Genomic DNA, 21,640 nt, shown 5'->3' with positions numbered 1-21,640 from the left:
GACTTTTTTATTCGTAATTTGAGTTACAGAATTTCACGCAAATGAGCACATCAAAATCTCCTTTTACAAAAGAACAGCTACTTCCTCAAGAAGAAATGATTGAAGTAGCTCGTAAAAAAGGAAAACTCTTTATTGGTATACCCAAAGAAACCCACTATCAGGAAAAGCGAGTATGCCTTACCCCCGATGCTGTTGCGGCACTAACCACTCATGGTCATAGAGTATTACTAGAATCCAATGCTGGAACTGGAGCAAGCTTTACTGATCAAGATTATAGTGAGGCTGGTGCAGAAATTACAAACGACAAAACTAAGGTTTTTGGATGCCCAATTATACTCAAAGTAGAACCACCTTCTACTGAGGAGCTTGAACATATAAACCCGCAAACTGTATTAATATCTGCTCTGCAATTAAAAACTCAATCCAAAGAATATTTTCAAGAACTTGCAAAAAAAAGAATTACTGCATTAGGTTTTGAATTCATTCGTGATGCTGATGGAGCATACCCTGCCGTAAGAGCTTTAAGCGAAATAGCAGGAACAGCAGCTGTTCTTATCGCCTCTGAATTGATGAGTAGCGCAACCACCGATGGTTCTGGATTGATGATGGGTAACATAAGCGGAGTGCCTCCTGTAGAGGTTGTAATTCTTGGTGCTGGTACTGTTGGTGAATTTGCTGCACGATCTGCAATTGGACTAGGAGCAAATGTAAAAGTCTTTGATAATTCTATTACCAAACTTCGTTGCATACAAACAAATGTAGGTAGACCATTATACACTTCAACCATTCAGCCTAAAAACCTACTAAAAGCACTACGCCGTTGTGATGTGGTAATTGGGGCAATTAGAGGAAAAAACAGAGCCCCTATTATAGTTAGTGAAGCCATGGTTGAACGTATGAAAACAGGAGCTGTAATTATTGATGTAAGTATCGATATGGGAGGATGTATTGAAACTAGTGAAGTTACCTCTCATGATCACCCTACATTTGATAAACATGGTGTACTACACTACTGTGTTCCTAACATACCCTCTCGCTATGCAAGAACATCTTCTCTATCTATAAGTAATATATTTACCCCTTATCTATTACAGATTGGCGAGGAAGGAGGAATAGAGAATGCTGTTCGGTTTGATCGAGGTCTTAAAAATGGATTGTATTTTTATCGCGGGATCTTGACCAGTAAACCTATTGCCGATTGGTTTGATCTTTCTTATAGAGATATCAATTTATTAATTTTGTAAAACAGTGCACTCTACCCTAATTAACTTTGTATAGTTTCTTACTTTAAATTCCAAAATTTACTTACTTTTGGCCCCATAATATTTCATTAAGTTTATGAAACTGGCACATCGATTATTTTACTACTCAGGAGGATTTGTTATTGGTCTTATTCTTTTATTTTTCTTTCTAGGAGGAAAAAAAGCTTCTTGTGACTATAGCCCAACAGCAAGAGTCTTAAAAAACATAAGAATTAAGAAAAAATCTTTTTCTGAACAGGCATTAACCACAATGCTAACACACAAAATAGACACTTCCAACATAAGAGAGATTCTTACTTCTGGTAGTGTAGATTTTGGAAAGAGTAATACTAAATTGGATTCTTGCCGAATTTATTTTATAGAAGGATCTACTAAAGAAAAAAACTTTACAATGCTTATAGAGAATTGTGACTCTATCGCCAAAGTAAACACATTAAACATCTCAAAATAAGAATTATAAGTTAATTATATTCTTTCAACACTTCTAATAAAGGATTGATGTTACATATTATGCTTTTGTGTTGTGTTATGAACACAAACCCGATACACAAGAGCACAAAATAACTAAACACAAATTCTAAGGCAGTATTTTTTTTAAAGTTTTATCTCCTCAAAACAACACTTCAAACACATAATTTTAACAATTATTTAGCTCAAAAACATTGTTTTTCAATTTATTAGGTTAAAATAATTTGTTTTTATTACGGTTTTTCCGTAGTTTTATAATCCCTCAAATTAAAAATTGAATAACTTATGCGTAAAACTACCCTAGAGCAAGAGTTTAATGCTCAACAATTAGATAACAAATACAAAGACCTTTGGAATAGAGGTATTCACCTTTTTACAATTAACGATAGAAATCGAGATTTTTATTACTCTATTTTCTATGTAGATTTACTGTTTGTTGAAGTAATTTATAACAAACTCACAGATGAGATTTTAGCTATAAAAAGCTTTACTGATAAAGGCAAGCTAATGTATTATCTCAGAGAAGATTTTTCTTAGTTAAGGCTCTATGGTTGATAATTTTATTGACATTTTTAGGTTCATATTTAATTACAAAACTATAATTTTATTCAAATCCCTAAAGTTCATTTGATCTTTATGACGATAGTGGTCAATTATCAACCATAGACTTTTTCTCTATTCTTTTTGTGTTATTTTTTATTGCGATACCATATATTCAACACCAAACCAGTGATCACCAATAGAGTTCCCAGTATACTTAGCATAGGATATATATCTCCAAACCAAAAGACTCCAAAAATCATTGTAAATAGAACTTCAATATACTTAAGGGACACCACCTTATTTGTAGCTTGTAATTGAAATGCTTTGGTCATAAATAGTTGACCAAAATATCCAAAAACTCCTAAACTCAGTAACAATAAATATTCTACCCCAACAGGGGTTGTCCAATTAAAAATAGAAAGAACACCTCCTATTATTACAGAAATCCACATAAAATAATTAACAATCACTACAGGATGATCATCTCTACCTATTTTATTAATCAACACATACACCACCCCACTAAACAGAGCAGACCCTAATATTAGCAACAAACCAAAAGAATCAATATTTGGATCAAATCCTTTTATCATTAACACGCCTCCAAAAGCCATCAAAAAAAACAACCATTGTATTGGTTTCACTCGTTCTCTAAGAAAAAACACAGCCAGAATTGTAGCAAAAATTGGAGACAAATATCGCAATGATACTGCTGAGCCAATAGGAAGATAATTTACAGACATAAAAAACAACCCCATAGAAGTTAATCCCACCAATCCACGCCAAATCAATAATTTCTTTTGATTCCCTAACATAGGGATTTTATTCCATAGCAAATAACTCATTGTAAAAAACAAAGAGCCTAAGGCTCTAAAAAAAACTAATTGTGCTCCACCAAATTTTGCCAAATACTTAACAAACAAATTCAATGTTGTAAAAAACACAGCACTGAGAAGCATAAAATAGATTGCTTTTTTCATCTGCCTTATATTTTTTTAGGCTATTTCAGACAAATTTTATCATTAATCATAACTATCAGTCCTTACAGCATAATTTATAATAGCAGCAAATGTAACTTAAAAACTAAAGCTATTATAAGCTCAATCGAAATGCTTTAGCTAATACATCTGCTTGTAATTTTGGAATTCCAGCTTTTTGAGCATACATTCCCCAATTAGACACTACCTCTATAACTTGTTCTATTGCTTCTTTACAGTTTTTATAACTTATTTTTTCTCCTATAGTAATCAAATCTTTCATAACAAAATCATCCCTCTTACCATTTACAGACATCTGATGCACACTTGTCCAAATCCCTTCTGGGTTATATGAATATGTTACATCATAAGCAGGAGATAATTTCCACTCTCCTTTCTTATTCATTAAAAAAGAGATATTTTTTGTATGATCGTCTTGGTTACGAGCAATAACATTAAATACCATCCTTTTATACAACCGTATAGCATCAATATGAGACAACCTCATTTGACGCATTACCTCAAAAGCATTTTCATAAGAATATGAACCTGGGGATTTATAGTCAAAATGTGCTATCGAACACAACGTTTGCATATGGATTTTTTGATTATGATAACGATCAAAACGCTTTGTCATAAAATGCGCTCTATCATGTTCCTCAAACAATAAAGAATGCTCCATATCAATACCACTATCTAATGCCATCAAATAATATGCATATTCTATCCTCCCATATCCTTTTGGGTCTCCGAGCGTAGCATCATTTACCCCGTCAAATTTAAACATATAATGCTCAAACCCTTCTGGAGCTATAGCTTGTCCCGATCGTATTTCATGCGTCTTTGAATTATACGCTATGATAGCTTTTGCACGTTGTCCTCCCGCAGAAGTTCCTACTTTAATTAATTCATTAAGATGTTCTGTATCAGAAAGATTAAGTGTAAGATTTTCTCTTGTATTAAGTATTTTTTCTGCTAATTTCGCTAATTTATCAACCTCTAGCGTATTGACCTGCACCTGCCCTATTCGTTTGGCTGGCTGAAATTCTAAGGCCCCCATACCACGAGTACCTATATAACACAATCGATCAAGGGGTGTAAATTTAGATTTAGGAATATTATTCAACACCAACCATTGATCAATCAGTCTATTCCCAAAATCATCAGGCAAAACATCAGATAACATCCCTGGTAATCCTTTGTAAGTATCTTCATTTATTCTAGGGAAGCTATATATTTTTTTTACTGATGATCGTATCGGCATATGTATTGGTGATACATCTAGGTTTTTACTTAAAAACGAAGAAAAAAATTCAAAAGACGCAAACTTCTTATCGTTATCCCAGCTCAATGCCCCCAATTCTTCTCCCCATAAAGTAATTTTTATTACATCTACCATGACGGGTCTTCATTTTTATTTTTATAACTACGAGATGCTCTTTCTCGCTCTTTCCCTTTTAGCTTCAACAACTCAATTGGGCTAACCCCTGGATCAGGAAAAAAAGAATCAAACACATCTAAATCCCCTAATGCACGTAGTACCTGAATAAAAGTTAATAAGGTTGTTGTTTTTCCTGATTCAAAATTCTTAATCGTTTGCACATGCACCCCTGCTTTCTTAGATAATTCATCTTGCGTCACATTAAGGTTTAAACGCTTTTGTTTTACTCTGCGAGTAAGTTCTATTAATACTTGTTCGTCTGAAAGGTTATTCAATTTCATTTATCAATTATTAAAGTATATAAAAATATACATTAAAAGTTTAAAAAACAAATAAAGTATATTTTAATATTCTTTATTAATAAAATATTAATATTATTTTTTAAGAATAATTAATTATATTTTAAAAGCTTAAAAAGCATTTATAGTACATTAAAATATACATAAATACATTTTAGTATAAAATAATGAATAGTTGATTAATTATTTCATCTATTATACAAGAAAACGATCTTCCTTAAATTCTATTCTTATAAAAAACAAATTATTATAAAAATAGTATAGCTTACCAAAACTCTTTGGCATGATAATCGTATTATTTTGAATATATTTTATTATTTTAGTTTCTTTAATCCCCCAATTTAAATGAAAAAGCTACCCCCAATATTCTTGCTTTTTTTAGCTCAAATTGTCTATACACAGACTTACGTTGTACTTGACTCAGTACAAAAAACACCTATATCCTATGCTACAATTTCTTTTGGAAATGGAAATGGTACATTTGCAGATGGTGATGGTAATTTTCGTTTTTCAAAAAAATGGTATCCCGATATAGATTCATTATACATATCTGCTGTAGGACACAAAGAAATAGCCTTATCAACAGCCTCATTACCTCAAAAAATAATGTTACCTCAAAATATAGCAGAACTCAAAGAGGTATATATCATAGCAGAAAAGAAAAGAAAATATAAGACTCGTAAATTAGCTTCTATTGTACATAATGATTATTTCAAGAGCTGGTTACCTACGGTAGAATCTGAAATCGCAGTTTTTTTTCCTAAAGATTCTGATAAATCTACCAAAATTGCATCTGTATACCTTCCTGTTAAAACAGAATCATCAAATCGTAACTCTGGAAAAGACCAATCGTTTTCGACACTATTCAAAATGCAATTTTATAAAAATAACAAAGGGTATCCTGATAAAAGACTACCTTATGAGGACATTATATTTAATGTTTCTGATAAAGATAAATCCAATTTTGAGCTTGATATTTCCGAGTACAAAGTTTTTATCCCCAAAGAAGGCATCTTCATTTCTATACAAGTAATGGGGTATGCAGATAAAAATGGAAAGCTACAACAAACCAAAAAATATAGTGAAATTCAAACTCGTAAAGGTACAGTAAAGGTGTCTACAACATTTAGACCTCTGCTTCCTTTTACAGATAAAATAAATACCTATAAGACATTTACACGAAGAGTATTTTTTAAGAATAGAACTTGGCAACGTTTTGATCGTAAGTATAGTCAAAACAACAACCTTATCAAAAACAATAATACCAATTACGGAATGGGTTTGAAGTTACATTTATATGAAAAAGACTGATTCTAAATCTCTTAAAATGTATTACTTATTACTATAGACAAACATCATATCAATCCAGAAAAGACCTTCTTTTCTCATTAAATTGCACGGCTGCCTTATGTTTTTCTTTGTGTTGAGTACGATTCTCAGCATAATCTACAGCATCAGAAATTGTTAAGTAATACCGATTTTCTCCTAACTCATCTGTAAAACCTGATCGTTTCAAGAAATCTCTTACAGGGCCAATTGTTCCCACCATCAATAACTGAATATCTAATCCGTCTAGGTATTGCTGAATATCTTCTAGCACATGCAAACCAGTACTGTCTATATCATGCATATTTGTATTATCTAGAATCAAAAAACTAGGTAAAGGTTTTCGCTTGGAGACAAATTCTAAAATAGCATCTTTAAAATAACTTGAATTACCAAAATATAACTGATTATCAAAACGTATAATTAAATACACTTCAGACTGTACTGCATCAGGAAATCTATTAATATTTCTATAATATGTAGTTTGAGGTATATTTACCAGCTCTGCAATATGAGGTCGAGCACTATAATACTGAAGAAACACAAATGATAATACAACCCCTATAAAAATACCATTCTCTACCCCAAAAACTAATGTTCCAACAAAAGTGATAATCATTACTATAAAATCTCGCCTTCTAAGACGGAATAAGTAATTGGCTTCACTAAAATTAATTAACCCTAATACAGATACCAATATAATTGCGGCTAGCACTGCTTTTGGAATATAATAAAAGAATGATGTTAAAAACAGTAATGAAAATATCACCATAAGCGCTGCAACAAAAGAAGACACTGTTGTTTTAGCTCCTGCCTTATCATTAATCGCTGTTCTACTATAGCTTCCTGAAGAAGGTACTGCCTGAAAGAAAGCACCAATAACCTTGGCTATACCTAAAGCAAATAACTCCTGATTTGGTCGTATGGTATGATCTCTTTTTTTCATTTCCATAGATTTTGCAATTCCAATACTTCCTACATATCCAATAAAAGTAACAGTAAGTACAGAAGGAATAAGAGCAACCATGGTATCGTAACTCATTTCTGGAATAGCAAAAGAGGGTAATCCACTCGGTACATCTTTAATAAGAGCAACCCCTTTATTTTCAAGATCAAAGAAATAGGTTATCAAAGTTGTCACAACAAGCACCATCAAAGCACCAGGAAAAGAGTTTTTCCATTTTTTTAATACAGTAATTCCAATAATAGAAAATAAGCAAATACCAAGCGTAATTAAATTAACTTCTGACAAGTGATAAATCGCATAACCTATAGTTTCATAGGTATGCTTAAAATCAGGAATATTAAGCCCTAACCCTTGTTCTAGCTGAGAGACTATAATAATAATTGCTGCTGCAGAGATAAATCCTGAGATAACAGGTTGAGAAATAAGATTTACCAAGAACCCCATTCGCAAGGCACTCATAATAAGCTGTAATACTCCTATCAAAAAGCCAGAAAACACTACCAATTCTATAAATTCTTCTGTAAATGGTTCTGCAAGCTGACTTACACCACTCATGACCAAAATTGCAGTAACTGCTACAGGTCCTATACTTAATTGCCTAGAAGTACCAAAAACAGCATATAATAATAAAGGAACCAAACAAGCATATAGCCCATAGATAGGTGATACCCCCATAAGCAACGCATACGCAATAGCCTGTGGTATAAGAATTACACCAACTGTAACACCAGCAATACTATCGGCCTTAAAAACAGAACGATTGTATTTTTTTTCTTTAAAAACCTGAAGGAACGGGATTATTTTATGTAGTGCTTTAACGTTATATATAGTTTTGATTAATTAGGTAAATCTACAATAGTTTGAGAAGTTATACCAAAAGAATTTACATTTCTGTTTTCTCAAAAGTTAATTTCTTATTTTTCAATAGGATTTATATTTATAGTTTAAAGAAATGCTTATTTTTGAGTAGATAGTACACAACTTATCATTTATAAAACTCAATGAACGAATATTTACTCCTTCTTATCCTAGCATGTATTGGGTTTATTGCAGGAGTTATTAATACCATTGCAGGAGGAGGATCTTTACTCACATTACCTTTATTGATTTTTATGGGGTTACCTCCTGCTGTAGCAAACGGCACAAATCGTATCGGAATTTTCATTCAATCTATTTTTTCTATTGCTGGTTTCAAAAGCAAAGGCATCAAACCTAGTTCTTTTGGAATATATCTAGGTATATCTGCACTTATTGGCTCTTTAATAGGCGCTAGAATTGCGGTAGATATCAAAGGAGATACATTCAATAAAATTCTTGCCATTGTAATGATTATCGTTGTTCTTTTTATGGTATTCAAACCAAAAATAAATATTCAGGATTTAGTAGATAGGACACAAGGGAAGCATCTCTGGATATCAATATTTGTGTTTTTTCTCATTGGTATCTATGGAGGGTTTATACAAGCTGGTGTTGGAATATTTATTTTGCTGGGACTAACTTCTATAAATCACTTAAATCTTGTAAAATCAAATGCCATCAAAGCGCTTGTAGTTTTTATATACACCATTGGAGCCCTAGCTGTTTTTATATATAATAATCAAATCGATTATATCTATGGTTTTGTACTCGCTATAGGAAATGCTTCAGGCGGATGGATTGCCAGTCGGTGGTCTGTAAAAAAAGGAGAAGGATTGGTCAAAATATTTTTAATCATAATGGTAATTACAATGGCTATTAAATTATGGGTAAGCAATTAAATTTCTCCCTTTTGAAAGCATTTGACTTAAAAAAACAAAATTAACGCATAATTACACGTACAACAAAACCTTCTTGTATTCCTCATATTTACAGTGGAGTACAAATAAAATAATTTCAAAATAGTATCTCCTCCCTTAATATACTTGACCTCCCCACTTATATATCATTCATTATTCTTATCTTTTAAATCCAAATTAAACACAAAAATCAATTTGTCATGAAGTTTTACCCCCTTTACATTGCATTAGTTGGTCTTGTTTTTTTGAATTGTAAATCAGAAAAACAAGAAGCTCCTAAGAGCACAAATGAAACTACCTTACAAGCACCTCAAAAAACACCCGAAAAACCTAAAAGTGACATCTCTATTCATGCAATACAACATGCAACTACTATCCTTGAATGGAAAGAAAAAACAATCTACATAGACCCTACAGGAGGTTTCGCCCCTTTTAAAGATAAAAAACCTGCCAATTTAGTTCTTATTACTGATGTACATGGTGATCATATGGATATAGAAACATTAGATAGTCTAGATTTATCAAATGCTGAAATAATAGCGCCACAAGCTGTAGCCGAAAAACTTCCTGCAAAATATACAGATCATCTGATCATCTTGAATAACGGTGATGTAAAAGAAATACAAGGCATCCCTATAGAAGCTATTCCCATGTATAATTTACGAGAAGAAGCCTTGAAGTTTCATAAAAAAGGTAGAGGTAATGGCTATATTCTTACCTTGGGTAAAAAACGTGTTTATTTTTCTGGAGATACAGAAGATATCCCCGAAATGAGAGCTTTACAATATATAGATATGGCGTTTATATGCATGAACCTACCTTATACTATGACTGTTGAGAGTGCTGCCGATGCAGTATTAGAGTTTAAACCAAAGCAAGTATACCCATACCATTTTAAAGGACCACAAGGTTTAAGTGATGTTAAAAAATTTAAAAAAATGGTATCGATAGATCCCAATATAGAAGTTATACAACTAGATTGGTATCCTACTATAAAATAACACTTACAGTATAATAACTATCAAAAGGTTTGTTACACGCAAACCTTTTGATGATTTTATCCAATACGACTGAAAGAAAGAGCATCAACACATTTCTGAATGAATACAAATACAGAAGACAAAAAACATCATCATTACAAAATTTACAAGCCTTATGGCTATTTAAGTCAGTTTGTAAATAATGGTCAAAAACAACATAAAAAAAAATTGTTGGGTGAATTACATGATTTTCCTGAAAGAATAATGGCGATTGGAAGACTTGATGAAAAATCTGAAGGCTTATTATTATTAACAACTGATGGCAAAACCAGTAATCGTATATGTAGTAGTTCTATAGAAAAAGAGTATTATGCACAGGTGAATGGAGATATTACAAAAGAGGCTATTGCATCACTACAAGAAGGTGTAGAAATTGGGTTTGATGGAAAAAAATACATGACCTCTCCATGCAAAGCAATCAAATTAGATAGCATACCAGATTTTCCTGAAAGAGCAAAAAAAATTAGAGATGATAGACATGGTCCTACTAGTTGGGTTTCTATTACACTACGTGAAGGAAAGTTTCGTCAGGTTAGAAAAATGACATCTGCCGTTGGTTTTCCTACATTGCGATTGGTAAGAATTAGAGTAGGCGATATTCATCTAGGGTCAATGCAAACAGGAGAAGTTATAAAAATAAACATCACGTAACCAATAACATAAAAATTACATCTATTAAACCATTCGTTTAATGATTTTTCGCTTAGTAAAAAATATTCTTTACCCTCCTACCCTAGACTTAAGAATCTTATTCTAAAAATAAGTAGTACATTACTCTTATGAAGAATAAAAAATCACTAATAATAATTTTTAAAGAATTATTTTCTAAAATAACATATTTTAAGCGAAAATAAATCATAAACATGTAATTTTGGGCGCATTATAAATTCAGTTATGAAATTACATAGCCAAGAGCAAGAGCAACTAGAACAGTTATACAACAGCATAAAAAATACTACTCAAAATTTTTTGGGATATCCAGTCTCAAAAGATTTTGATTATTCAGAATTAACACCTTTTCTACAATTTCCATTAAACAATTTAGGAGATCCTTTTGGAGAATCTACCTATCGGGTTGATTCAAGAGCTATGGAACGTGAAGTTGTAAATTTCTTTGCCAATTTGTTTAGGGCACATGAAAATGATATTTGGGGATATGTAACTAATGGAGGGTCAGAAGGGAATCTTTATGGATTATATGTCGCAAGAGAACTACACCCTAAGGGAATGGTATATTTTTCTGAAGCTACACACTACAGTATTCAAAAAAATGTAACCTTACTCAATATTGATTACGTTATTATAAAATCACTTCCAAATGGTGAGATGGATTATAATGACCTGCAAGAAGCAATTGGATATCACAGACACAGACCTGCTATTGTGGTTGCAAATATTGGTACTACCATGACCGAAGCCAAGGATAATACTAGAAAAATCAAAACAATTATAGAAAGCATGGCTATCAAAAAGTATTATATTCATGCAGATGCGGCTTTAGCTGGAGGTTTTGCTCCATTTGTTTCTCCTAGACCAGAATTTGATTTTGAGGATGGAGTTGATAGTATTTCTATAAGTGGACATAAATTTATAGGGTCACCTATGCCATCAGGAGTTGTGATTGTAAGAAAAGATAATAGAGATAGAATTGCAAGAAGAATAGCATATATTGGTAGTTCTGATGCTACAATTACAGGGTCTAGAAATGGGCATACTCCATTATTTTTATGGTATGCTATAAAAAAATTAGGAGTAGAAGGTTTTAAAAAACGTACAGAGCACAGTCTTGCAGTAGCATCGTATACAGAAGATAAATTAAAAAAACTGGGGATCGAAGCTTGGAGAAACCCCAATGCTATTACCATCGTTTTTCCTACTCCTGATTCAAAAATTATAAATAAATGGCAATTGGCAACAGAAAAAGGACAGTCGCATATTATTTGTATGCCTAATGTTTCTTATGAGCAGATTGATAATTTTATTGCAGATATAGAACGATATCATTTCTCACAAGAAGTTACTGTATAAAACGGTAATTTCTTGTGAGAGTTAAATCTTTACAATATCTCTAATAGATCGGTAGCCTTGGCAAAGCTCTTAAAATTGGGATGCTCTATTTTTTCATCAACCATTTCATGTACCCATGTAGTATGAAACGGAATATGAAATGCATGTGCTCCGATATTTAAAACAGGTAACACATCTGATTTTAAAGAGTTACCAACCATCAAAAATTCATTTTCTGAAATATCCAAATGCTTTACCAATTTTTGATAATGCATCTCTGTCTTATCAGATACAATTTCTATGTGATGAAAATAATTCTCTAATCCAGACTTTATTAATTTGCGTTCTTGATCTAATAAATCTCCTTTGGTAGCCATTACCAATCGATATTTTTTTGATAAGGTATGTAACGTTTTATCAATTCCATCGATCAACTCTATAGGCTCCTCAAGCATCTGCTTACCTTTTTCAATAAGCTTCTGCACCAAATCTATGGTCATATTACCATTAGATATTTTGATTGCGGCTTCTATCAAGGATAGAGTAAAAGGTTTAATACCATATCCATATATAGGCAAATTCTGCATTTCTACCTCAAAAAGTAATTTATTAGCCTTTTCTACAGGCATATACTCTACCAATAACTCACAAAACTCTTCTTCTGCTTTTCTAAAAAAAGTTTCATTTACCCATAGGGTATCGTCTGCATCAAAAGCAATTACTTTTATCTTACTTAAAGACATCTCTTACTACTTATCTTACTAACTTCTTATACTTAATACGCTTTGGCATCAAGTCACCACCCAAACGTTTCTTTTTATTTTCTTCATAATCAGAGAAACTCCCTTCAAAGAAATAAACTTGTGAATCTCCTTCAAAAGCCAAAATATGAGTACATATTCTATCTAGAAACCATCGGTCGTGAGAAATAACCACAGCACATCCTGCAAAATTTTCTAATCCTTCTTCTAATGCTCTCAAAGTATTTACATCCAAATCATTGGTAGGCTCATCAAGGAGCAATACATTTCCTTCTTCTTTTAGCGTCATTGCCAAATGTAATCGGTTACGCTCTCCTCCAGAAAGTGCAGATACCTTTTTATTTTGTTCGCTTCCACTAAAATTAAAACGGCTTAGATATGCTCTAGAATTCACTTGTCTACCTCCCATCGTTACTAACTCTTGCTCATCACTAAAATTCTGCCAAATAGTTCTTTCAGAATCAATATTACTATGACTTTGATCAACATACGCAATCTTAGCGGTATCACCTACAGTAAAGTTACCTTTATCGGGTTGTTCCTCTCCCATAATCATTTTAAAAATGGTAGTTTTACCAGCACCATTGGGTCCTATGATCCCAACAATACCAGCTTGAGGAAGATTAAAATTTAAATCTTCATAAAGCAATTTATCTCCAAAAGCTTTACTTACACCACTAGCTTCAATAACATTGGTTCCTAATCTTGGCCCATTAGGAATATAAATTTCTACTTTTTCGTCAACTTGCTTTTGGTCTTGACTTAGTAATTTATCATAATTACTCAAACGTGCTTTTTGTTTCGCTTGTCTTCCTTTTGGAGCCATACGAACCCATTCTAACTCACGTTCTAATGTTTTTTGGCGTTTAGAAGCTTGTTTTTGTTCCTTTGCCAGTCGTTTTGCTTTTTGATCTAACCACGAAGAATAATTTCCTTTCCAAGGAATCCCTTCTCCTCTATCCAACTCTAGTATCCATCCAGCTACATTATCCAAAAAGTACCTATCATGCGTTACAGCAATTACAGTTCCTTTATATTGTTGCAAATGATGCTCTAACCAATGCACAGATTCTGCATCTAAATGGTTGGTCGGTTCATCCAATAATAACACATCTGGTTCTTTTAATAAAAGACGACAAAGTGCCACTCTTCTACGTTCTCCTCCTGATAACACACTTATTTTTTTGTCTGGATCAGGAGTACGAAGTGCATCCATAGCTATTTCTAGCTTCGTGTCTAATTCCCATGCATTACTAGCATCTATCTGATCTTGTAGATTTGCCTGCTTGTCCATAAGCTCCTGCATTTTATCAGGATTTTCATATACCTCTGGCAAACCAAACATGTCATTTATTTTGTTGTACTCATCTAGAACCGCAACAGTTTCTGCAACTCCTTCTTTTACAACTTCTAATACGGTTTTATCTGGATCTAATTGTGGTTCCTGTTCTAATAAACCAACAGTATATCCCGAAGCAAATACAACATCTCCTTGATAGTTCTTATCTACACCTGCAATAATCTTTAATAATGTAGATTTACCTGAACCATTGAGACCCAGAATTCCAATTTTAGCTCCATAAAAAAAGCTTAAATATATATTTTTAAGTACCGGAGTATTTGCGCTTTTAAACGTCTTACTCACTCCCGACATTGAGAAAATTACTTTTTTATCGTCTGACATAAGCCCCTTTTATTATTTGTATTATAAGATGATTATCTATAAAGTGTTATACTCTTCCTTTTAATGCATTAAAAACCCAAGCTATTGCAAAAAAGCCTACTCCAACAGCTGCAAAACCGTATCCTGACACATCTCTGTATCTAAAAGCTCCTAGTGCAATAAGAGAGAGCCCTACCAATATCATTATAAAAGTAGCCCAAGCTAACACTGTATTTTTATTCATTCCCATAAATTATTTTTTTAGTTTAGTATGGTTAGTTACATTTTCAAATAAACCGACGCAAATATCGGTATTTTATCGTCAAAACATAGTTTTTTATAGAGTTGTTAAGATAAAAAAACACCTTAACCGCTCTATTACAATATATTAACAAACGATATTTTGGTGCCTTTTTCAGGTAATAAAGTTTTTTATCAGAATAGCTTACTATTACAGATCAAAAACATATAAATCTAAAAATGAGTTATTTAAATTTACAAAAACAAAACAATATACATTTTGATTTATCTATTTATTTAGCGTATTCAACTCTATTTTTCTACTCGCTTATAGATAAATTGATTATAATACTTATTGCTTGTACCTTCTATTTTATGGTAAAATAAAATCAAAGTATCGTTATGAATTGTATATTTATCGGGGTACTCAGTATATTCTTTTTCTAATTGATCTTCGTCTCTATAATCATACATACTACCACGTGTAACATAACTAGTATCTGCAACCTTCTCCCAAAATGCGGTTTTAGATTCATTAATTTTCATACAGCCTAAATTATTTCTTTCTTCATCATAGGTTACAAACTGAAAACTCATATCTTCATTAAATATATAGTGTGATTTTTGTTCACACTCTGAAGAATCATACCGAAAAAAATTCCCATTTCCATCCTCTGTTATATCATAGACAATATGCCATGTTCCTACTAGAGGGTCAACAGAAACATTCGTGTCATCATCACTAGAACAACCACCTATTATTATTATCATTACAATAATGCAAATCTTTATTATCACTTTCATTATAATCTACTTTTTATCTTTTTTGAGTATTTTTTATGTGTTCCTTATTTTTTTGAATCAAGTAAGGTTTTTAATATCTCGAAACAACCAAATGTTTTTTTTATTTTCACAGCGGAAAGGTACTAAAAAAGACATATTCTATAGGCATCACAGCTAGTATTGGGTTTATTCAAATCAAACTCAAATACAACACAAAATAATGTTATTCTACTACTAAAAACTATAAATCGCTACTATCAAGACTTTTATCACATCTGTTGATATGTAGGAATTCTTATAACTTATAAATCCTCCCTATCCTAATTAACAAACATTTAACCATTCCTTTATTTATCTATACTTACTTTAGAATTACTAAGGAGGATATCTATACTTATACCATTTACACTTTGAATTTACCGCAATAAAAATTAACCGTAGCTATATCTATGCTAACTTTTTCTTCCTTGCATAAACAAAAAATAGTTGATTTTCTTTTTTACAGTAAATTCAAAGTTTAATTAGTATTATAATGTTCCTCTAAATTATATTTGATAATTAATCCCTCGTTTTCTTTTTTTAAAAAAACTGGTTATCCTTTATAAAATCTACGTTTTTTGTATTTTCGTTGCAAACAATAGGCACAATGGATATAAACTTCAATAAAAACGAAGATCACAATAAACTTTTAGTATCAGAATTACGTAGACGATTGACCAAAGTAAAATTAGGTGGAGGCGAGAAACGTATAGAAAAACTTCATTCCAAAGGAAAAATGACTGCCAGAGAGCGAATTGATTACCTTTTGGATGCGGATGCTAAGTCTATAGAGATTGGAGCTTTTGCTGGTGAGGACATGTACGCAGAACATGGGGGATGCCCTAGTGGTGGAGTTGTTGTAAAGATTGGATATGTAAGCGGTAAACAATGTATTGTAGTAGCCAATGATGCAACTGTAAAGGCAGGAGCTTGGTTTCCTATTACGGGAAAAAAAAATCTTAGAGCTCAGGAATTATCTATAGAGAATAAATTACCTATTATTTATCTTGTAGATAGTGCAGGGGTTTATCTACCTATGCAAGATGAGATTTTTCCTGATAAAGAGCATTTCGGAAGAATCTTTCGTAATAATGCTGTGATGAGTAGTATGGGGATTGTTCAGATCTCTGCAGTTATGGGTAGTTGCGTTGCAGGAGGAGCCTATTTACCTATTATGAGCGATGAAGCTCTTATTGTTGATAAAACAGGAAGTATATTCTTGGCAGGAAGTTATTTGGTAAAAGCTGCTATTGGAGAAACCATTGATAATGAAACATTAGGTGGTGCCACTACTCATTGTGAAATTTCTGGAGTTACCGATTATAAATCCAAGGATGATGCTGATGCTCTTGATACAATCAAAAACATCATGTCTAAAATTGGAGATTTTGATAAAGCAGGGTTCAATCGCACAAAACCTATTGTTCCCAAAGGAAATCAAGAAGATATTTATGGGATACTACCAAAAGCCAGAAATGAGCAATATGATATGATGGAAATCATTAATAAACTTGTTGATGATTCTGATTTTGAAGAATATAAAGCTGGATATGGACAAACTATTATTACAGGATATGCACGAATAGATGGCTGGGCTGTTGGTATTGTTGCAAATCAACGTAAAATTGTAAAGACCAAAAAAGGAGAAATGCAATTTGGTGGAGTTATTTACTCTGATTCTGCAGATAAAGCTACCCGTTTTATTGCCAATTGCAATCAAAAGAAAATACCTTTGGTATTTCTACAAGATGTTACTGGTTTTATGGTTGGAAGTAAGAGTGAACATGGAGGAATTATCAAAGATGGTGCAAAAATGGTAAATGCTGTAAGTAATAGTGTAGTTCCTAAATTTACTATTGTTGTTGGAAATTCTTATGGAGCAGGTAATTATGCAATGTGTGGTAAGGCATACGATCCTAGACTGATAGCTGCTTGGCCAAGTGCAGAACTTGCTGTTATGGGAGGAGCTCAGGCCGCAAAAGTTTTATTACAAATAGAAACTGCCTCATTGAAGAAAAAAGGAGAACAATTATCTGAAGAGGATGAAAAAGCTCTATTTAACTCTATAAAAGCCAAATACGACAAGCAAACTTCTCCTTATTATGCAGCAGCTAGAATTTGGACAGATGCTATTATTGACCCATTAGATACCAGAAAATGGATTTCTATGGGAATAGAAGCTGCCGACCACGCTCCTATTGAAAAGAAATTTAATTTAGGGGTAATACAAGTGTAAAAAAGCAGCTTACGTAATATTAAGGATTTTAAACTTTAATAATCGTAGACTATTAATGATATTTATCTTAATAATTTTACAAAAAATTAATGAATTATACGTTTGATGTATTAGTATTTTAAATTGATGTATCTATCTTCTAATTCTGATTTACTCATTTCAGGTAATTTAAATGATCTAGTTTTAGCTCTAGAAGTTGAAATCCATGACTCAAATGAAAAATTATTTGAGTTCAGAGAAGAGTTATTGTCAATAATCATGTCTACAAAATCATCTTGATCAGTTATTACAGAAGTATTATATATACTCAACTGCCCCTTTGATAAATCAGAAGCTGTAATGTCAAACTCATCTCCTTCTTTGGTAAATTTGTTAACTAAATCAATTAATTTAATAGAAATATTTGGGGTAGCTTTTCCGTATACATTCCAAACAAATGTTTTTGTAGCAGCTATTCCATCACTTGTATTAGAATACGAAGTTCTCACCTTAAAATAATCATAATTATTTGCAGTATTCGCTTCAAAATTCAAAAAGTCATAACTGGTAATAGTTGCTCTTAAATCTGTAGGGGTATACACTTCTGGAATTTCATTAATATCGCCATAAGATCTATGCGTTCTAATTAGAAAATCATCTAACCTAGTCACTCCAACTATTGAATAATTCTCAAAAACATTATTAGGGATATGATATTGCTGTTTTAATTGATCTTCTTGGTTTAGCTGTATATCTGAATCTACTTTGAGAGAATATGTAGATGAATCAAAACCATAAACAAAAAGAGATTTTCTTATTGTATTTAAGCCTGCTGTATCATTTAAATCTGGATAACTAATAGGTACTGGTATCGTTTTTGGCAAAGTATTATAATCTTCTGTTACAATCTCCCCATTACTAAATTCTCTCTTTACATATCGTCTTTCCTTATTTGCTGTTTCTCCATACGCATACACCAATAATGACCTGTCTGATGCAACATCTAAATCAAAAGTGTAGTTATTTGAAGTAAAAGCCCCTCCAAAATTACCACTACCAAACCCTGTACTATAAGTTGTATTTATTAAATCGTTAGGGATATTATTAAAATTTAGTTTAGCAACTCCTGTAAAATCATTACTACTTTCTCCCTTAGAATTTAAGTCATAAAAATAGGTTCGGTTTGAAACATCTAAAAAAGTTTGCACAGAATAATTGATTACATCGTTGGGGTTTATATCATCGGCAGTTTTTATATATCTCCAAACAAAATGTAGATCATAGGTTTTATTTGTATCGTAATCCGCTTTAAACGTTATTTCTTTACTTGTTTCTATAAAGTTTCTTGCTAAAACTGAACCATCATCACCTGTGATAACTGCTTCAACTGTAAAATCCTTGATTTCATCTGTATAGAACTCTAGATTTGAACCTCTAGAAATAGTTAATAGTGCATTTTCTTTATCACCAACACCTCCTTCATTATCAACTACATCATTATCAGAACTACACCCAGATAACAAAATACTTACCAATAAAAAAACAAATAATCGATTCATAAAATTCTAATTAATTATAAATTTAAACTATTTAAAAATTCAGTCAACGAATATAACTATTCTCTATTAGGAATTCTCGTACATAAAATCAATTTTGCTTGCTTTTTTTAAAATATTTTAAAAAAAGCAAACTCCAAAACATGAGTATAACTGGTATAACCATTACAATACCTTTTAACTCCTTACAATCCCTGATAACTATTCATAAGTCTAATGAACTCTGCTTTATATCCTTGATTATCTTTTTCTTTATTCGTTTCGGCTAAAACAATTATATCTTTAATATTTTGGTTTTCAATATATTTTGAGCCTCTTAATTTCATCCCAAACCAAGCAATTGAAGCTGCAAAATTAAAATCTTGTGATGCAGAAGTTTTGGTATCTGTATGTAAAACATGAACCATTTCAATACTTTTTTTCTCTTGTGGTTTTTTATATCTAAACTTAACAGTCAATAATTCATCTCCATACTCTTTATTAATCGTTGAATTAGTATATTTTAGATCAGCAATCTCTTTCAGATATTTGTTTGTTACCCCTACAGGGATTACCTCATACAATGCAGTCACTGTATGACCACTCCCCAGTTCTCCAGCATCTTTGGTATCATCTATAAAGTCCTCATTTGCCAAAAGTCTGTTTTCATACCCTATCAATCGATATGCTTGTACCTTACTAGGATTAAATTCAACTTGAATTTTCACATCTTTAGCTATTGTATACATAGTACCTCCAAATTCTTTTCCCAATACCTTTTGTGCTTCTTGCATAGTATCAATATACGCATGGTTACCATTACCTGTATCTGCCAACGTTTCCAACTTACTATCTTTATAGTTTCCCATTCCAAATCCCAAACATGTTAGAAACACATCAGATTTACGTTTTTCTTCAATCAGTTTTTTCATGTCTTTATCACTACTAATTCCAACATTAAAATCTCCATCTGTTGCCAAGATAACTCTATTATTACCATTCTTTATAAAATTCTCTTTAGCTATTTTATATGCTAATCTTATTCCTTCTCCTCCAGCTGTTGACCCTCCAGCTTCAAGATTTTGTAATGCTTGATTAATCTCATACTTATTAGCACCAGATGTAGGTTTTAGAACCATTCCTGCTGCTCCTGCATATACTACAATAGAAACTTTGTCTTTTTCTCGTAATTGATTCACCAAAAGTTTAAAAGCCTTCTTAAGTAGTGGTAACTTGTTACTATTACCCATTGATCCCGATACATCAATTAAGAATACAAGATTTGACGCAGGAATTTCATGTTGAGGAATCTCTTTTCCTTTTAATCCAATTTTAACCAATTGCGTCTTCATATTCCAAGGAGTTAAGGCATATTCTGTATGAATTGCAAAAGGGTGTTCATCTTTGGGTTGTGCATATTGGTAATTAAAATAATTGATCATTTCTTCTATTTTAACTGCATCAGCAGGAACTTTTACCCCAGTATTGATCATTCTTCGAATATTACTATAAGATGCTTTATCTACGTCAATAGAGAAAGTAGAAAGAGGAGCCATATGAACTCTTTTAAAATCATTCTCTACAATTTCTCTATATGACTCATCATTTTGTACTTTGTAATTACCAGAATGCGTTGTAATTACAATGCATCCATGTTTAGCTTTGGTTCCATAAATCGAAGTTTCTTTTTTGCTTTTAAGTACTTCTAGCTTTGCTATTTTAGAAGGATCTATTGCGTTTACCACTGCTATATCTTTATTATCTATAGGAACTCCATCTACTACATACAAAGGTTGTTTTGTACGTGAAGTTGGATTAGCTCCTCTGATTTTTAATGCAACCTGTACCCCCGACGACTTCTTTATACGTCTTTGCCTGTGTTTTCTCCCTCTTCTTCTTGACTTATTACGAGACACAGCATAACTTGTCGATTTCCTTACTCTTTTTGATCCATATGCCGTAACTACAACTTCTTGTAGTTGTGATGAAGCAGGAATCAATTTAATATGCATCAAAGAAGAGGCTGCGGTTACTTTTTCTTCTGCGATTTCGAATCCTACATAAGAAAACACCAATGTATCTCCAATATTTGTTAGGATAGTGTAATTTCCATCAAAATCTGATTGCGTTCCAGTAGTGTTGCCTTTTATAACAATATTTACACCTGGCAAAGGCAGATTTTGATCATCTGTTACTTTTCCTGTAATTTTTATTTGTTGCGCATTTGAAATCCCTGTGATAAGAAAAACAAATAAAATGTATTGTAATAGTCTCATAGTTGATAGTTTTTAATTCTAAA

Annotated in this window: 19 protein-coding genes; 9 read left to right on the top strand and 10 right to left on the bottom strand. The window is 32.1% G+C overall.

The window, feature by feature from the left end:
* The first annotated feature begins 41 nt into the window (after positions 1-41).
* From DG508_RS06325 to DG508_RS06315, 3 genes are all read left to right on the top strand, one after another.
* Positions 42-1,244, top strand: coding sequence for an alanine dehydrogenase (locus DG508_RS06325; protein WP_108867317.1), 1,203 nt, complete (start codon positions 42-44; stop codon positions 1,242-1,244).
* A 94-nt stretch (positions 1,245-1,338) separates the two neighbouring features.
* Positions 1,339-1,713 carry a DUF4258 domain-containing protein gene (locus tag DG508_RS06320; protein ID WP_108867316.1) on the top strand — a complete coding sequence of 125 codons (375 nt, stop codon included), beginning with the start codon at positions 1,339-1,341 and terminating at the stop codon, positions 1,711-1,713.
* Positions 1,714-2,015: 302 nt separating this feature from the next.
* Complete coding sequence (locus DG508_RS06315; protein ID WP_108867315.1) at positions 2,016-2,267, top strand: hypothetical protein; 252 nt, start codon at positions 2,016-2,018, stop codon at positions 2,265-2,267.
* 152 nt (positions 2,268-2,419) lie between these two features.
* Here the strand turns inward: DG508_RS06315 and DG508_RS06310 are convergent, their stop codons facing one another.
* The 3 genes from DG508_RS06310 to DG508_RS06300 form a co-directional block, all read right to left on the bottom strand.
* Positions 2,420-3,253 carry a DMT family transporter gene (locus DG508_RS06310; RefSeq protein ID WP_234418188.1) on the bottom strand — a complete coding sequence of 278 codons (834 nt, stop codon included), beginning with the start codon at positions 3,251-3,253 and terminating at the stop codon, positions 2,420-2,422.
* A 112-nt stretch (positions 3,254-3,365) separates the two neighbouring features.
* Complete coding sequence (locus DG508_RS06305) at positions 3,366-4,649, bottom strand: type II toxin-antitoxin system HipA family toxin (RefSeq protein ID WP_108867314.1); 1,284 nt, start codon at positions 4,647-4,649, stop codon at positions 3,366-3,368.
* On the bottom strand, positions 4,643-4,972 hold the full coding sequence (locus DG508_RS06300) for a helix-turn-helix transcriptional regulator (protein ID WP_108867313.1): 330 nt from the start codon (positions 4,970-4,972) through the stop codon (positions 4,643-4,645). Before DG508_RS06300 ends, DG508_RS06305 begins: the two co-directional genes overlap by 7 nt.
* A gap of 363 nt (positions 4,973-5,335) precedes the next feature.
* Here DG508_RS06300 and DG508_RS06295 point away from each other — a divergent pair, with 363 nt between their 5' ends.
* On the top strand, positions 5,336-6,301 hold the full coding sequence (locus DG508_RS06295; protein ID WP_108867312.1) for a peptidase associated/transthyretin-like domain-containing protein: 966 nt from the start codon (positions 5,336-5,338) through the stop codon (positions 6,299-6,301).
* A gap of 49 nt (positions 6,302-6,350) precedes the next feature.
* Here DG508_RS06295 and DG508_RS06290 read toward each other — a convergent pair whose 3' ends face one another.
* Positions 6,351-8,081, bottom strand: a complete 1,731-nt coding sequence (locus tag DG508_RS06290; RefSeq protein ID WP_108867311.1) for a SulP family inorganic anion transporter — start codon at positions 8,079-8,081, stop codon at positions 6,351-6,353.
* Positions 8,082-8,284: 203 nt separating this feature from the next.
* Here DG508_RS06290 and DG508_RS06285 point away from each other — a divergent pair, with 203 nt between their 5' ends.
* The 4 genes from DG508_RS06285 to DG508_RS06270 all read left to right on the top strand — a co-directional run bounded on the left by DG508_RS06285 (position 8,285) and on the right by DG508_RS06270 (position 12,126).
* Positions 8,285-9,040 (top strand): sulfite exporter TauE/SafE family protein, encoded by a 756-nt coding sequence (locus DG508_RS06285; protein ID WP_108867310.1) that lies wholly within the window; start codon positions 8,285-8,287, stop codon positions 9,038-9,040.
* Between the two features lie 218 nt (positions 9,041-9,258).
* The gene (locus DG508_RS06280) at positions 9,259-10,059 is read left to right on the top strand and encodes an MBL fold metallo-hydrolase (RefSeq protein WP_108867309.1); all 801 of its coding nucleotides are present in this window, start codon (positions 9,259-9,261) and stop codon (positions 10,057-10,059) included.
* Positions 10,060-10,158: 99 nt separating this feature from the next.
* A complete protein-coding gene (locus DG508_RS06275) occupies positions 10,159-10,749 on the top strand; it encodes a pseudouridine synthase (protein WP_108867308.1) in 591 nt (196 codons plus the stop codon).
* A gap of 243 nt (positions 10,750-10,992) precedes the next feature.
* On the top strand, positions 10,993-12,126 hold the full coding sequence (locus tag DG508_RS06270) for a histidine decarboxylase (protein WP_108867307.1): 1,134 nt from the start codon (positions 10,993-10,995) through the stop codon (positions 12,124-12,126).
* A 29-nt stretch (positions 12,127-12,155) separates the two neighbouring features.
* On the opposite strand, the gene DG508_RS06265 is transcribed toward DG508_RS06270, so the two are convergent.
* The 4 genes from DG508_RS06265 to DG508_RS06250 all read right to left on the bottom strand — a co-directional run bounded on the left by DG508_RS06265 (position 12,156) and on the right by DG508_RS06250 (position 15,540).
* Positions 12,156-12,848, bottom strand: coding sequence for an HAD family hydrolase (locus DG508_RS06265; protein WP_108867306.1), 693 nt, complete (start codon positions 12,846-12,848; stop codon positions 12,156-12,158).
* Between the two features lie 10 nt (positions 12,849-12,858).
* The gene (gene ettA, locus DG508_RS06260; RefSeq protein WP_108867305.1) at positions 12,859-14,550 is read right to left on the bottom strand and encodes an energy-dependent translational throttle protein EttA; all 1,692 of its coding nucleotides are present in this window, start codon (positions 14,548-14,550) and stop codon (positions 12,859-12,861) included.
* A 46-nt stretch (positions 14,551-14,596) separates the two neighbouring features.
* On the bottom strand, positions 14,597-14,773 hold the full coding sequence (locus DG508_RS06255) for a CAL67264 family membrane protein (protein ID WP_199185033.1): 177 nt from the start codon (positions 14,771-14,773) through the stop codon (positions 14,597-14,599).
* 308 nt (positions 14,774-15,081) lie between these two features.
* A complete protein-coding gene (locus tag DG508_RS06250; protein ID WP_159090713.1) occupies positions 15,082-15,540 on the bottom strand; it encodes a lipocalin family protein in 459 nt (152 codons plus the stop codon).
* Positions 15,541-16,198: 658 nt separating this feature from the next.
* Between DG508_RS06250 and DG508_RS06245 the strand changes: the two genes are divergently transcribed.
* Positions 16,199-17,827 (top strand): acyl-CoA carboxylase subunit beta, encoded by a 1,629-nt coding sequence (locus DG508_RS06245; RefSeq protein ID WP_108867303.1) that lies wholly within the window; start codon positions 16,199-16,201, stop codon positions 17,825-17,827.
* 110 nt (positions 17,828-17,937) lie between these two features.
* Here the strand turns inward: DG508_RS06245 and DG508_RS06240 are convergent, their stop codons facing one another.
* Positions 17,938-19,365, bottom strand: coding sequence for a hypothetical protein (locus DG508_RS06240; protein WP_108867302.1), 1,428 nt, complete (start codon positions 19,363-19,365; stop codon positions 17,938-17,940).
* Between the two features lie 182 nt (positions 19,366-19,547).
* Positions 19,548-21,617 (bottom strand): vWA domain-containing protein, encoded by a 2,070-nt coding sequence (locus tag DG508_RS06235; protein WP_108867301.1) that lies wholly within the window; start codon positions 21,615-21,617, stop codon positions 19,548-19,550.
* Between the last annotated feature and the right edge of the window lie 23 nt (positions 21,618-21,640).

This window comes from Aquimarina aquimarini (genome assembly GCF_900299535.1).
GTDB lineage: Bacteria > Bacteroidota > Bacteroidia > Flavobacteriales > Flavobacteriaceae > Aquimarina > Aquimarina aquimarini.
Note: the sequence above shows the minus strand (reverse complement) of the source record. Positions and strands in the feature narration are given on the sequence as shown.